The organism is Bradyrhizobium tropiciagri, assembly GCF_018130505.1.
In the GTDB taxonomy this organism is placed as follows: domain Bacteria; phylum Pseudomonadota; class Alphaproteobacteria; order Rhizobiales; family Xanthobacteraceae; genus Bradyrhizobium; species Bradyrhizobium tropiciagri_B.
This window is the reverse complement of the sequence record NZ_JAFCKH010000002.1, coordinates 444,053-457,828: the sequence shown is the minus strand read 5'-3', so window position 1 is coordinate 457,828 and position 13,776 is coordinate 444,053. Positions and strand designations below refer to the sequence as shown.

Here is a 13,776-nt window from a genome sequence, read left to right as displayed (position 1 = left end):
CACCATGGAGCTTTTTGCCAACCAGGTCCTGGCCGGCATTGCGACCGGCGCGATCTATGCCTGCATGGCGCTCGCCGTCGTCATGATCTACCAGGCGATCGACCATCTGAATTTCGCCCAGGGCGAAATGGCGATGTTCTCGACCTTCATCTCGTGGCAGCTGATGCAGTGGGGCGTGCCCTATTGGGGCGCCTTCGTGCTCACCGTCGCGTTCTCGTTCGCGGCCGGCATCGCGATCGAGCGGCTGCTGTTCAAGCCGCTGGCCAAGGCGCCGGTGCTGACCAACGTCGCCGGCTTCATCGCGCTCTACGCCATCATCAACTCGGTGGCGGGCCTGATCTGGGACTTCACCATCAAGCAGTATCCGACGCCGTTCGGCTCCTCGCCGTTCCTCGGCAGCCAGTTGATCTCGACCCACCAGGCCGGCATGATCGGCATCACCCTGCTGATGCTGGTGCTGCTGTTCTTCTTCTTCCGATTCACGCGGGTCGGCCTTGCGATGCGCGCTGCGGCCTCGCTGCCTGAATCGGCCCGGCTGGTCGGCATCAACACCTCGTGGATGATCGCGCTCGGCTGGGGCATGGCGGCCGCGATCGGCTCGATCGCCGGCATGATGATCGCCCCCGTGGTGTTCCTCGAGCCCAACATGATGCTGGGCGTGCTGATCTACGGCTTCGCCGCCGCGGTGCTCGGCGGCCTCTCCAGCCCGTTCGGCGCGGTGGTCGGCGGCTTCCTCGTCGGTGTCTTCGAGAACCTCGTCGGCACCTACATCCCGGGCGTCGGCAATGAGCTGAAACTCCCGATCGCGCTTGCGCTGATCGTCACCGTCCTGGTCGTCAAACCGGCAGGCCTCTTCGGCCGGGCCATCGTCAAGCGAGTTTGATCATGAGCGCCGCTGAAGAAGTCGTCACAGAAGCCCCGGCCGTCGAGGCCGTTCCCAAGCGCGCCATGACCCTCGGCTATGGCACCTCCCTCGTGGTGCTGGCCGCGCTCGTCATCATCCCGCTGCTGGTCAAGAACTTCATCATCTTCCAGATGACGATGTTGCTGATCTACGCGCTGGCGGTACTGGCGCTCAACATCCTGACCGGCGGCAGCGGCCAGTTCTCGCTCGGCCAGAGCGCGTTCTACGCCGTCGGCGCCTACACATCGGCGATCCTGATGGAGCATGCGGGCATGAACTACGCCCTCACGCTGCCGATCGCCGGCATCATCTGCTTCGGCTTCGGCTTCCTGTTCGGACAGCCGGCGCTGCGGCTGTCCGGCGTCTACCTCGCGCTGGCGACCTTCGCGCTCGCCACCGCGATGCCGCAGCTCCTGAAGCTCGGCTATTTCGAGCACTGGACCGGCGGCGTGCAGGGCCTCGTCGTCACCAAGCCGGACGCGCCGTTCGGCCTGCCGATGTCGCAGGACATGTGGCTGTACTACTTCACGCTGGTGGTCTCGATCGGGATCTACATCGCCTCGGTGAACCTGCTGCGCTCGCGCTCCGGCCGCGCCTTCATGGCGATCCGCGACAACGAGATCGCGGCGTCCGCCATGGGCGTCGACGTCGCGCTGTACAAGACGCTGGCGTTCGGCGTCTCGGCCGGCATCACCGGCGTCGCCGGCGGGCTCGGCGCCATCGCCGTGCAGTTCGTCGCGCCCGACGGCTACACCATTCAGCTCGCGATCTCGCTGTTCCTCGGCATGGTCGTCGGCGGCGTCGGCTGGCTGCCCGGCTCGATCGTCGGTTCGGCCTTCATCATCTTCGTGCCCAACATCGCCGAAGGCATTTCCAAGGGCCTGTCGGGCGCGGTGTTCGGCGTGCTCTTGTTCCTCGTCATCTTCCTCGTGCCGCATGGCGCCAGGCAGGTCGCGATCGTTGCCCAGCAGCTGATCGCAAAGCTCAAGAAGAACTGAGACCAGATAGAACCAGGAGATACTATGCTTTCTACTCTACGGATCGCCGCGATTTCCGCGGCGGTCGTCGCTGTTGCCGCGACGTCGACGACCGCATTCGCCCAGAAGAAATACGACACCGGCGCGACCGACACCGAGATCAAGGTCGGCAATATCATGCCCTATTCGGGCCCGGCGTCCGCCTATGGCGTGATCGGCAAGACCGAAGAAGCCTATTTCAAGATGATCAATGATCAGGGCGGCATCAACGGCCGCAAGATCAATTTCGTCTCCTACGACGACGCCTACTCGCCGCCGAAGGCGGTCGAGCAGGTGCGCAAGCTGGTCGAGAGCGACGAGGTGCTGTTCGTCTTCAATCCGCTCGGCACGCCGTCGAACACCGCGATCCAGAAGTATCTCAACTCCAAGAAGGTCCCGCAGCTGTTCGTCGCCACCGGCGCCACCAAGTGGAACGATCCGAAGAACTTCCCGTGGACCATGGGCTGGCAGCCGAGCTACCAGAGCGAAGCGCAGATCTACGCCAAGTGGCTGCTGAAGGAGAAGCCCGACGCCAAGGTCGCGATCCTCTATCAGAACGACGATTTCGGCAAAGACTACCTCAAGGGCACCAAGGACGGCTTCGGCGCCAAGGCATCCTCCGCCATCATCATGGAGGAGAGCTATGAGGTCTCCGAGCCGTCGATCGACGGCCACATCGTCAAGATCAAGGCCGCCAATCCCGACGTGCTGTTGATCTACACCACGCCGAAGTTCGGCGCGCAGACCATCAAGAAGACCGCCGAGCTCGGCTGGAAGCCGCTGCAGATCATCACCAACGTGTCGGCCTCGGTCGGCAGCGTGATGCAGCCGGCCGGCTTCGACAATGCGCAGGGCGTGCTGTCGGCGGCCTATGCCAAGGACGGCGCCGATCCGCAGTGGAACGACGATCCCGGCATGAAGAAGTGGATCGCCTTCCTCGACAAGTACATGCCGGGCGCCGACAAGACCGACGGCAGCATCGTCTACGGTTACGGCGCCGCCCAGACCCTCGCCAAGGTGCTCGAAATGTGCGGTGACGACCTCACCCGCGCCAACGTCATGAAACAGGCGGCGAGCCTGAAGGATTTTGCGCCCGACACGCTGCTGCCGGGCGTCAAGATCAACACCTCGCCGACCGACTTCGCCCCGATCGCGCAGCTGCAGATGCAGCGCTTCAAGGGCCAGAAGTGGGAGCTGTTCGGCGACATCATCTCCGGCGACGTTCCGTCCCAGTAACGCTGCGCTGCACTGCGGAAACAAAACCAACGCCTCCGCGACCAATGTCGCGGGGGCTTTTTGTTGACGCTTTGTGCCGATCGTATTGAATACGCGCACCAAGAAGTACGAGGTGGGGAAACCATGACTGCGGCACGCCAGTTGCTGACCGCGCTCGCGTCGGCGCTCGTGATGATCGCGGCGACCTGCAACGTCGCAATGGCCCAGAAGGCCTACGACACCGGCGCCGGCGACAGCGAGATCAGGATCGGCAACATCATGCCTTACAGCGGTCCCGCCTCGGCTTATGGCGTGATCGGCAGGATCGAGGCCGCCTATTTCAAGATGCTCAACGAGCACGGCGGCATCCACGGCCGCAAGGTCAGCTTCGTCTCCTATGACGACGGCTATTCGCCGGCGAAGACGGTGGAACAGGCCCGCAAGCTGGTCGAGAGCGACAATGTGCTGCTGATCTTCAATTCGCTCGGCACCTCGACCAACGCCGCGATCCGCAAATACATGAACGAGAAGCAGGTGCCGCAGCTGTTCGTCGCTTCCGGCTCCTCGAAGTGGAACGACCCCAAGGACTATCCGTGGACCATGGGTTGGCAGCCGTCCTACCAGGACGAGGCGCGCGTCTACGCGAAATACATCATCAAGCACAAGCCGGACGCCAAGATCGCCGTGCTCTACCAGAACGATGACTTCGGCAAGGATTATCTCAAGGGCCTGAAGGCCGCCTTCGCCGACAAGGCCGTCATGATCGTCGCCGAGGAAGCCTACGAGACCTCGGAGCCCACCATCGACAATCGGATCGTCAAGCTGAAGGCCTCCGGCGCCGATACGTTCATCAGCATCACCACGCCGAAATTCGCCGCGCAGGCGATCAAGAAGGCAGCCGAGATCGCCTGGACGCCGCTGCAGATCCTCACCAACGTGTCCGCCTCCGTCGGCGGCGTGATGCAGCCGGCCGGCTTCGAGAATTCGCAGGGCGTGATCTCGGCGGCCTATCTCAAGGATGCCGCCGATCCACAATGGGACAAGGATCCCGGCATGCAGAAATTCCTGATCTTCCTCAAGACGCAGTATCCCGAAGGCAACCGGCTCGACGCCGCCACCGTCTTCGGTTACGCCGCCGCGCAGACCATGGCGAAGGTGCTGGAAATGTGCGGCGACGACCTCACCCACGCCAATGTCATGAAGCAGGCGGCGAGCCTGAAGGACTTTGCCCCCGACACGCTGCTGCCCGGCATCACCATCAACACCTCCCCGACCGATTTCGCACCGATCAAGCAGTTGCAGCTGATGCGCTTCAGGGGCGAGAAGTGGGAGCTGTTCGGCGAGATCATGTCGGGCGGCCTCGGCCATTGAGCCAATGCGGCCCGTACGAGTACGGGGATCCGCGCTGGTGAAATCCTGTGCAACCACAATCTCGAGTGGGCATCGGCGACCCCTGCGCCGCTCGACTAAAGATGCAGCCCCTGCAGCCATGCCGCAGGGGCTTTTCATTGAGGCGGACCGGGTAAAATGATAATCAGAACAACCAACAAAAGAGCCTTCGGCACAGAAGGCCGCGACACGTCATCGGCAACAACAGGGAGAGAAATGTCATGTCCCCGACACGACAACTTGCGGTTCTTGCGGCCGCGTTCGCGCTCGTCACCGCCTCCGGCAGCGCGGCGCTGGCCCAGAAGAAATACGATATCGGCGCCACCGACACCGAGATCAAGATCGGCAACATCATGCCCTACAGCGGCCCCGCATCCGCCTACGGCGTGATCGGCCGCACCGAGACCGCCTACTTCAAGATGATCAACGATCAGGGCGGCATCAACGGCCGCAAGATCAACTTCGTCTCCTATGACGACGCCTACTCGCCGCCGAAGACGGTGGAACAGGCCCGCAAGCTGGTCGAGAGCGACGAAGTGCTGCTGATCTTCAATTCGCTCGGCACGCCGCCGAACTCGGCGATCCAGAAATACATGAACCAGAAGAAGGTGCCGCAGCTGTTCGTCGCCACCGGCGCCACCAAGTGGAACGATCCGCAGAACTTCCCCTGGACCATGGGCTGGCAGCCGAACTACCAGAGCGAGACCATCATCTACGCCAAGTACATCCTGAAGCACAATCCGAACGCCAAGATCGCGGTGCTCTACCAGAACGACGATTACGGCAAGGACTATCTGAAGGGCTTCAAGGACGGGCTCGGCGCCAAGGCCGCGTCGATGATCGTCGCCGAGGACAGCTACGAGGTTTCCGAGCCGACCATCGATTCCCACATCGTGAGGCTGAAGGCCTCCGGCGCCGACGTCTTCATGAACATCACCACGCCGAAATTCGCGGCGCAGGCGATCAAGAAGAACGCCGAGCTCGGCTGGAAGCCGCTGCACTTCCTCAACAACGTCTCGGGCTCGATCGGCAGCGTGATCAAGCCGGCCGGCTTCGAGAACGCCCAGGACATCATCTCGTCGCAGTATTTCAAGGACCCGACCGACGCGCAGTGGAAGACCGACAAGTCCATGATCGCGTGGAACGAGTTCCTGGATAAGTACTATCCCGAAGCCAACCGCGCCGACGCTTCGGTGATGTACGCCTACATCGTCTCGCAGGGCCTGGTGCACGTGCTGAAGGCCTGCGGCGACAATTTGACCCGCGAGAACATCATGAAGCAGGCGGCGAGTATTCGCGATTACGAGCCCGGCGGGCTCTTGCCCGGCGTCAAGGTCAACACCTCGGCGACCGACTTCGCACCGCTGTCGCAGCTGCAGCTGATCCGCTTCAAGGGCGAGACCTGGGAGCGCTTCGGTGAAGTCTTGAGCGGCGACGTCGGCGGCTGACGCAGACATTGCCGGCCGGTGACGAAGGCCCCTGCGGCGCCGCCGCGGGGGCTTTTTGCTGGCCACGGCAATCGCGCCGCGCGCTTACACTTTGGCCGGCGATGCGCTAGTTTGCGGCGCTCGATACCAAAGAAGAAATCGATGCCCTCGATAAGGGGCACGAACCAGGAGTTTCCGGGACATGCTCATGCCGATCCGACACCGCATCGCAACCGCCCTGCTCGGCCTCGCGGTCGCTGCCGCGACCGGCAGCGCCGCATCGGCGCAGAAGAAATACGATACGGGCGCGAGCGACACCGAGATCAAGATCGGCAATATCGTTCCCTACAGCGGCCCGGCTTCGGCCTATGGCGTGGTCGGCAAGGCGATGGCCGCGGTATTCAAGAAGGTCAACGACGACGGCGGCATCAACGGCCGCAAGATCAATTTCGTCTCCTACGATGACGCCTATTCGCCGCCGAAGGCCGTCGAGCAGGCGCGCAAGCTGGTCGAGAGCGACGAGGTGCTGCTGCTGTTCGGCACGCTCGGCACCGCCTCCAACACCGCGATCCAGAAATACCTCAACGCCAAGAAGGTGCCGCAGCTGTTCGTCGCGACCGGCGCCACCAAGTGGAACGATCCGAAGAACTTCCCGTGGACCATGGGCTGGCTGCCGAGCTACCAGAGCGAGTCGCATATCTACGCGAAATATCTGCTCAAGGAGAAGCCCGCCGCGAAGGTCGCGGTGCTCTACCAGAACGACGACATGGGCAAGGATTATCTCAAGGGCCTGGAAGACGGCTTCGCCAGCGATCCCGCGCGCATCGTCGGCAAGGAGAGCTACGAGGTCGCCGAGCCCACGATCGATTCGCACGTGGTGCGGCTGAAGTCCTCCAACCCCGACGTCATCATCTTCTTCACCACGCCGAAATTCGGCGCGCAGGCGATCAAGAAGCTCGGCGAGATGAGCTGGAAGCCGGTGACCATCGTCTCCAACGTCTCGGCCTCCACCGCGACGGTGATGCGTCCCGCCGGAATCGACAATGCGCAGGGCGTGATCTCGGCGGCCTATGCCAAGGACGCCAGCGATCCGCAGTGGAAGGACGATTCCGGCATGAAGGCATTCGACGAGCTGCTCGCCAAATACATGCCCGACACCAACCGCGTCGATTCCTCGGCGATGACCGGCTACAACATGGCGACCACCATGGTCGAGGTGCTGCGCCGCTGCGGCGACGACCTCACCCGCGCCAACGTGATGAAGCAGGCGGCAAGCCTCAAGCAGTTCGCACAGGGCGGCCTGCTGCCCGGCGTGACGCTGTCGACCGGGCCGAACGACTTCCAGCCGATCGAGCAGCTGCAGCTGATGCGGTTCAAGGGCGAGCGCTGGCAGCTGTTCGGCGACGTCATCAGCGGCGAGATCGTCGGCAACTAACGGTTATCAGGAAGATCAAGCCATGACTGACCGACGCACCCTGCTGCGTTCAATCTTCGATGCCGCGGTTGCTGCTGCGCATCCCGACGTCGTGCTGGCGTCGCGGCTGCGCCCGGTGCCGAAGGGGCGGATCATCTGCCTCGCCGCCGGCAAGGGCGCCGGCGCGATGGCCGCGGCGGCCGAGCGGCACTATCTCGACACGCTCGGCCTCGAGCCGTCGCGGCTGGTCGGGATCGCCACCACACGCCATGGCCACGGCGTGCCGACACGGCGCATCAAGGTGATCGAGGCCGGTCACCCGGTGCCCGACGAGGCCGGCTTGCGTGCGGCCGACGACACGCTGCGGCTCGCCGCCGAGGCGACGCCGGACGATCTGCTGCTGGTGCTACTGACCGGCGGCGGCTCGGCGAACTGGATCGCGCCGGTCGACGGCGTGACCTTCGCGCAGAAGCAGCAGGTCAACCGCGCGCTATTGCGCTCCGGCGCGCCGATCGGCGAGATGAACGTGGTGCGCAAGCATCTGTCGCGCATCAAGGGCGGGCGGCTGGCCCGCGCCGGCCGGCATGCCGCCGAGATCGTGACGCTCGCGATATCAGACGTGCCACACGACGATCCGTCCGCGATCGCCTCGGGACCGACCGTACCTGATCCAACCACGCTGGCGGACGCTCGCGCGCTGGTCGCCAGATACAATCTCTCGATCGACGACGCCGTCCGCCGCGCGCTCGACGATCCCAGGAACGAGAGCTGCAAGCCCGGCGATCCCGCCTTTGCCCGCGCGACGTTCGAGCTGCTGGCAAAGCCGAAGGCCTCGATCGAGGCGGCGGTGAAGGTCGCGCAGGACGCCGGCTACGAGACCATCGCGCTCGGCGCCGATCTCGAAGGCGAGGCCCGCGACGTCGCCGCCGACCACGCGCGCCTTGCGTTGAAGGCCCGCGGCGAAGGCAAGCGGCTCGCGATCCTCTCCGGCGGCGAGCTCACGGTGACCGTGCGCGGCAACGGCCGTGGCGGCCCGAACCAGGAATACGCATTGGCGCTCGCCGATCTGCTCAAGGACACGCCCGACATCGCGGCGCTCGCCGCCGACACCGACGGCGCCGACGGCGGCGCCGGCAGCGCCACCGATCCCGCCGGCGCGATGATCGACCATGCGACCTTCGCGAAGATGAAGGCGATGAACCTCGATCCCAGGGCATATCTCGAGAACAACGATGCCACCGGCTTCTTCGCAAAGACCGGTGATCTGCTGCTGACGGGACCGACGCTGACCAACGTCAACGATGTCAGGGTGATTTTGGTGGATTAGCGGCTCGGCCCGTGGACGAGAATTGGATGAAATCGGAGCGCACGCATGAGCCCTTCCGGATCCTTGATCGCGATCCTGCCGTGTAATGACCTCGATGCGTCGGAGCGGTTCTACAATCGACTGGGCTTCGTGCGCCCGGACGGCGAAAGGCCTGCTCCGGGAGAACCCGACACCTACCGCATGCTGTCGAACTCGAACGGCGGATATCTGCATTTGACTGATGCGGTCGAGGGATGGCTGACACCGGGCAGGAACCCTTTCGGGCTTTATCTCTACCTTGAGGGTGTCGACGCTGCGGCGCGCGAATTTCAGCAATCACCCGAAGACAAGCCGTGGGGAATGTACGAATTTGCCGTGTCTGATCCGGATGAAACGCTGGTCCGTGTCGGGTGGCCAACCCGTCTCCGCGTCGAAGCTCAATAGTTGCGTTGGATGTTTGCCTGGATGCGGCCCGCGGCGTCCCGCAATGTGGATTCGCTGTCGCTGATCAAGGCAAGATAGCCGAGAGCGTGCTCGTAGTAGATCCGAAGCCACTTATCGCCGAAGCGGAGCGTGCCTTCGACGAAATCCTCATGGTCCTCATAGGCCGGTAGACGCAGATCGTCTTGGCGGACCTGCCCAAGAGCTGTTGCGATGTCGCCGAGAATCGCCCGAAATGGCGTTGTGTAGTCGAAGGCGTTCCCCGCCCAGAGCACGAGCTGCCAGCCCCCTCGCGGGTCACGTTCGATCTTCAGCGGCGAACGCAGCTCGATCATTAGAGGCCGCCTCCCTCAAAACTCCTGCGCCAGCTTCGCCAGCATCTCCAGCAGCGCGGCGTGGTTGGCGGGGCCGAGCACCTCGATCAGCCGGGCCTCGTGCTTGTTGGCGACCAGCTTCTTGGCGCGCGCCAGCACGGCGCGGCCCCGCTCGGTCAGGACCAGGATGTGCGAGCGGCGGTCATTGGCCGAGCGCATCCGCGCGCAAAGGTCGCGGCTCTCCAGCGCGTCGAGCATGGCGACGAAGTTCGGCCGGAGAATGCCGAGCGTGTTGGCGATCTCGGTCTGGTTGCGACCGGGATTCTTGTCGAGCAGCAGCAGCACCGAGAATTGCGCCGGCGTCAGTTGCAGCGGCGCGACGCAGCGCAGGAAGTCCTCGAACACCTTGAGCTGCGCGCGCTTCAGCGAATAGCCGAGCAGTCCGGACAGTTCGCCCAGTTGCAGCATGCCGTCGTCCCCGGCAGGATCGACCGGTTCCCTGCGCAGGGGGCGCGGCAGCCTGGCGGCATCGGAGGCGGTCTTGGAAACAGTCATCGCTCCACGCTCGCAATCCCGGTACAAAAAGACCCGCACGACCTTTGGGGGCCTTGAGATTATATTTGATAATTGTTATCGAATATATCAAATGTCGGCCGCTTTCAACAGCCGATATCGGCCTACGCCGCCGGCACGCCGGGTGGCGGCGGTCCGACGCTTAAGGGGGAGCGCTCGGCCTTGAACACGACGATCTTGCTGTTCCTGCTGCAGGACGGCATCACCAATGGCGCGGTCTACGCGCTGCTCGGACTGGCCCTGGTGCTGGTGTTCGCGGTCACGCGGGTGATCCTGATCCCGCAGGGCGAATTCGTCACCTATGGCGCGCTGAGCTACGCGATGCTGGCGACAGGCCAGGTGCCTGGCACGGTCCAGCTCGCGGTCGCGATGGGCATCGTCGCCTTCGGCCTCGACCTGTTCTTCGCGCGCAAGGCGCTGCGTGCGCGGCTGGTGATGCGCTCCGCCGCGCTCAACATCGTATTTCCTGTCGCGCTGCTCGTCGTCACTTACAAGGTTGCAGGCCCGACGACGCCGATGGCGGTCAACATCGCGCTGGCGCTCTTGATCGTCGCCGCGATCGGGCTGTTCCTCTACCGCATCGCGTTCCAGCCGATCGCGCACACCTCGGTGCTGGTGCTGCTGATCGCCTCGGTGGGCTGCCACCTCGCGCTGCAGGGCCTTGGCCTCGTGTTCTTCGGCGCAGAAGGCCTGCGCGGCCCGGCGCTGTCGAATGCCGCGCTGACCGTGGGCCCGCTGCGCTTCACCGGCCAGAGCCTTGCGGTGTACGGCCTGACGGTGGCGTTCATCGTCGGGCTGTGGCTGTTCTTCGGCTACACCCGCATGGGCAAGGCGCTGCGCGCCACCGCGGTCAACCGCCTCGGCGCGCGCCTCGTCGGCATCCGCACCACGCTGTCGGGCCAGATCGCCTTCCTGCTCGCGTCCGTGATCGGCGCGATCTCCGGCATCCTGATCGTGCCAATCACGACGCTCTATTACGACACCGGCTTTTTGATCGGCCTGAAGGGCTTCATCGCCGCCATCATCGGCGGGCTCGTCAGCTATCCGCTCACCGCCGTCGCCGCGATTCTGGTCGGCATCGTCGAGGCGTTCTCCTCATTCTACGCCAGCAATTTCAAGGAAGTCATCGTGTTCACGCTGATCCTCCCCGTGCTGGTGCTGCGCTCGCTCGCGGCGCCCGCGGTCGAAGAAGAGAAGGATTGAGCGCGATGGCGCAGCGGCTTCCTCTCATCATCTTCGCGCTCGTGATGGCGCTGATCCCGCTGGTCCCGGGCATCCCGCCGTTCTGGATCGTGCTGCTAGACAATATCGGCCTCGCCGCGCTGGTCGCGATGGGCCTCGTGCTGCTGACCGGCGTCGGCGGCCTCACCTCGTTCGGGCAGGCTGCGTTCTGCGGCTTCGGCGCCTACACCACGGCGGTGCTGACCACCGCCTACGGCGTCTCGCCCTGGGTGACGCTGCCGGCCTCGCTGCTGGTCAGCGGCATCGCCGCGGTGCTGCTCGGCATCGTCACCGTGCGGCTCTCCGGCCACTATCTGCCGCTCGGCACCATCGCCTGGGGCATCGGCCTGTTCTATCTGTTCAGCAAGCTCGAATTCCTCGGCCGCAACGACGGCATCTCCGGCATTCCGCCGCTCTCGATCGGCTCGTTCAGGATGCTGAGCCCGGACACGATCTACTACGCGATCTGGATCGCGGTGCTGCTCTGCGCATTGCTGACCATGAACCTTCTGGACTCGCGCACCGGCCGCGCCATCCGCGCGCTACGGCGCGGCCATATCGCGGCCGAAGCGTTCGGCGTGCAGACACCGCGCGCCAAGCTGCTGGTGTTCATCTACGCGGCGGTACTGGCCGGCCTGTCCGGCTGGCTCTATGCGCATTTCCAGCGCGCCGCCAACCCGACGCCGTTCGGCGCCCAGGCCGGCATCGAATATCTGTTCATCGCCGTGGTCGGCGGCGCCGGCTATGTCTGGGGCGCGGTGCTCGGCGCCGGCATCGTCGTGATCCTCAAGGAAGTGCTGCAGAGCTACCTGCCCTACATCTTCGGCGGCCAGAGTCAGCTCGAGACCATCGTGTTCGGCATCATGCTGGTGCTGCTGCTGCAGCTCGCGCCGTCCGGCGTCTGGCCATGGCTGATGTCGCTGTTGCCGTTCAAGCCCTCCCGCAAGACCCCGAATACCTCGATCAAGCTCGAACATCCGACGCGGGCGTCCGGATCGTCGCCGGTGCTGCTGCAGATCGACAAGGCGCGCAAGCAGTTCGGCGGCGTGACCGCGGTCAACGACGTCTCCTTCGACGTCAACGCCCGCGAGATCGTTGCGCTGATCGGACCGAACGGTGCCGGCAAGAGCACCACCTTCAACCTGATCACCGGCGTGCTGACCGCAACCAGCGGCAAGATCTCGGTGCTCGGCAAGGAGGTCGAGAACGCGCCGCCGCAGGAAGTGGTCAAGCTCGGCGTCAGCCGAACCTTCCAGCACGTCAAGCTGGTGCCCGACATGACCGTGCTTGAGAACGTCGCAATCGGCGCGCATCTGCGCGGTTCGGCCGGCGCGGTCGCCAGCATGCTCCGGCTCGACCGCGCCGAGGAGGCGCGGCTGCTGGCGGAAGCGGCGCGGCAGATCGCGCGCGTCGGCCTGTCCGACCAGATCGACCAGCTTGCCGGCTCGCTCTCGCTGGGACAGCAGCGCATCGTCGAGATCGCCCGCGCGCTGTGCGTCGACCCGATGTTGTTGCTGCTCGACGAGCCCGCCGCCGGCCTGCGCCACATGGAGAAGCAGCGGCTCGCCACGTTGCTGCGGCAATTGCGCGACGGCGGCATGTCGGTGCTGCTGGTCGAGCACGACATGGGCTTTGTGATGGATCTCGCCGACCGCATCGTGGTGCTCGATTTCGGCACCAAGATCGCCGAGGGCACGCCGGCCGCCATCAAGCGCAATCCCGACGTCATCAAGGCCTATCTCGGAGCCGCGGCATGAGCGCGCTGTTGTCGGTTGCCGACGTCCACATCTCCTACGGCAAGGTCGAGGCCGTGCGCGGCGTCTCGCTCGAGGTCGGGACCAACGAGATCGTCACCATCATCGGCGCCAACGGCGCCGGCAAGACCACGCTGCTCAACGCCATCATGGGCGTGCTGCCGCTGAAGGGCCGCACCTCTTTCGCCGGCACCGACATGGCTCCATCGGACATCGAGGACCGCGTCGCCATGGGGCTCAGCCTGGTGCCGGAGCATCGCGAGCTATTCGGGACCATGAATGTCGAGGACAATCTCGAGCTCGGCGCATTCCGGATCGCGAAGGCCGTCGCGGCGCGCTCGCTGGAGCGGGTCTACGCGCTGTTTCCGCGGCTCAAGGAGCGGCGCAAGCAGCTCGCCGGCACGCTGTCGGGCGGCGAGCAGCAGATGCTGGCGATGGGCCGCGCGCTGATGGGGGCGCCGAAGCTGTTGATGCTGGACGAGCCGAGCCTCGGGCTCGCGCCGATCATCGTCGCCGACATCTTCCGCACCGTGGGCGAGCTCCGCGCTGCCGGCGTCTCGGTGCTGCTGGTCGAGCAGAACGCGCAGGCCGCGCTGCAGATCGCCGACCGCGCCTATGTGATGGAGCTCGGTGAGTTCGTGCTTGAAGGCTCGGCCAGGGATATCGCGGCCAACAAGCGCGTCGCGGCGAGCTATCTCGGCTTCCAGCACGAGGGCGAGAGCGCGGTTTGACGCCGGACAGCGTAAGGTGGGCAAAGGCGCGTCAGCGCCGTGCCCACCATCCACGCCGTGCTCGTGAGGGT

At 64.8% G+C, this 13,776-nt stretch carries 13 protein-coding genes; 11 read left to right on the top strand and 2 right to left on the bottom strand.

All coding sequences use genetic code 11. The annotated features are described in order from the left end of the window. The first annotated feature begins 4 nt into the window (after positions 1-4). The 8 genes from JQ633_RS06390 to JQ633_RS06355 all read left to right on the top strand — a co-directional run bounded on the left by JQ633_RS06390 (position 5) and on the right by JQ633_RS06355 (position 9,115). A complete protein-coding gene (locus tag JQ633_RS06390) occupies positions 5-883 on the top strand; it encodes a branched-chain amino acid ABC transporter permease (RefSeq protein WP_211983609.1) in 879 nt (292 codons plus the stop codon). 2 nt (positions 884-885) lie between these two features. Further along, the gene (locus JQ633_RS06385; protein WP_211983607.1) at positions 886-1,902 is read left to right on the top strand and encodes a branched-chain amino acid ABC transporter permease; all 1,017 of its coding nucleotides are present in this window, start codon (positions 886-888) and stop codon (positions 1,900-1,902) included. Positions 1,903-1,926: 24 nt separating this feature from the next. Further along, positions 1,927-3,156: an ABC transporter substrate-binding protein gene (locus JQ633_RS06380; protein WP_211983605.1), complete on the top strand. Its 1,230-nt coding sequence runs from the start codon at positions 1,927-1,929 to the stop codon at positions 3,154-3,156. A gap of 123 nt (positions 3,157-3,279) precedes the next feature. Then, positions 3,280-4,506, top strand: coding sequence for an ABC transporter substrate-binding protein (locus JQ633_RS06375; RefSeq protein ID WP_211983598.1), 1,227 nt, complete (start codon positions 3,280-3,282; stop codon positions 4,504-4,506). 239 nt (positions 4,507-4,745) lie between these two features. Then, complete coding sequence (locus JQ633_RS06370) at positions 4,746-5,972, top strand: ABC transporter substrate-binding protein (RefSeq protein ID WP_211983596.1); 1,227 nt, start codon at positions 4,746-4,748, stop codon at positions 5,970-5,972. Positions 5,973-6,153: 181 nt separating this feature from the next. Beyond that, positions 6,154-7,386 (top strand): ABC transporter substrate-binding protein, encoded by a 1,233-nt coding sequence (locus JQ633_RS06365; RefSeq protein ID WP_211983594.1) that lies wholly within the window; start codon positions 6,154-6,156, stop codon positions 7,384-7,386. Positions 7,387-7,408: 22 nt separating this feature from the next. Further along, positions 7,409-8,692 carry a glycerate kinase type-2 family protein gene (locus tag JQ633_RS06360; protein ID WP_211983592.1) on the top strand — a complete coding sequence of 428 codons (1,284 nt, stop codon included), beginning with the start codon at positions 7,409-7,411 and terminating at the stop codon, positions 8,690-8,692. Between the two features lie 45 nt (positions 8,693-8,737). Further along, positions 8,738-9,115 carry a VOC family protein gene (locus JQ633_RS06355; RefSeq protein ID WP_211983590.1) on the top strand — a complete coding sequence of 126 codons (378 nt, stop codon included), beginning with the start codon at positions 8,738-8,740 and terminating at the stop codon, positions 9,113-9,115. On the opposite strand, the gene JQ633_RS06350 is transcribed toward JQ633_RS06355, so the two are convergent. Beyond that, positions 9,109-9,447 (bottom strand): hypothetical protein, encoded by a 339-nt coding sequence (locus JQ633_RS06350; RefSeq protein ID WP_211983589.1) that lies wholly within the window; start codon positions 9,445-9,447, stop codon positions 9,109-9,111. The genes JQ633_RS06355 and JQ633_RS06350 overlap by 7 nt on opposite strands. A 15-nt stretch (positions 9,448-9,462) precedes the next feature. Continuing rightward, positions 9,463-9,981, bottom strand: a complete 519-nt coding sequence (locus JQ633_RS06345) for a MarR family winged helix-turn-helix transcriptional regulator (RefSeq protein WP_211983587.1) — start codon at positions 9,979-9,981, stop codon at positions 9,463-9,465. Positions 9,982-10,161: 180 nt separating this feature from the next. On the opposite strand from JQ633_RS06345, the gene JQ633_RS06340 reads away from it, so the two are divergent. From JQ633_RS06340 to JQ633_RS06330, 3 genes are read left to right on the top strand one after another with little or no spacing between them, the layout of a single operon-like run. Continuing rightward, positions 10,162-11,202, top strand: a complete 1,041-nt coding sequence (locus JQ633_RS06340; protein WP_211983585.1) for a branched-chain amino acid ABC transporter permease — start codon at positions 10,162-10,164, stop codon at positions 11,200-11,202. A 5-nt stretch (positions 11,203-11,207) separates the two neighbouring features. After that, positions 11,208-12,977: a branched-chain amino acid ABC transporter ATP-binding protein/permease gene (locus tag JQ633_RS06335; RefSeq protein ID WP_211983583.1), complete on the top strand. Its 1,770-nt coding sequence runs from the start codon at positions 11,208-11,210 to the stop codon at positions 12,975-12,977. After that, positions 12,974-13,705 carry an ABC transporter ATP-binding protein gene (locus JQ633_RS06330; protein ID WP_211983582.1) on the top strand — a complete coding sequence of 244 codons (732 nt, stop codon included), beginning with the start codon at positions 12,974-12,976 and terminating at the stop codon, positions 13,703-13,705. Before JQ633_RS06335 ends, JQ633_RS06330 begins: the two co-directional genes overlap by 4 nt. Positions 13,706-13,776: the final 71 nt, after the last annotated feature.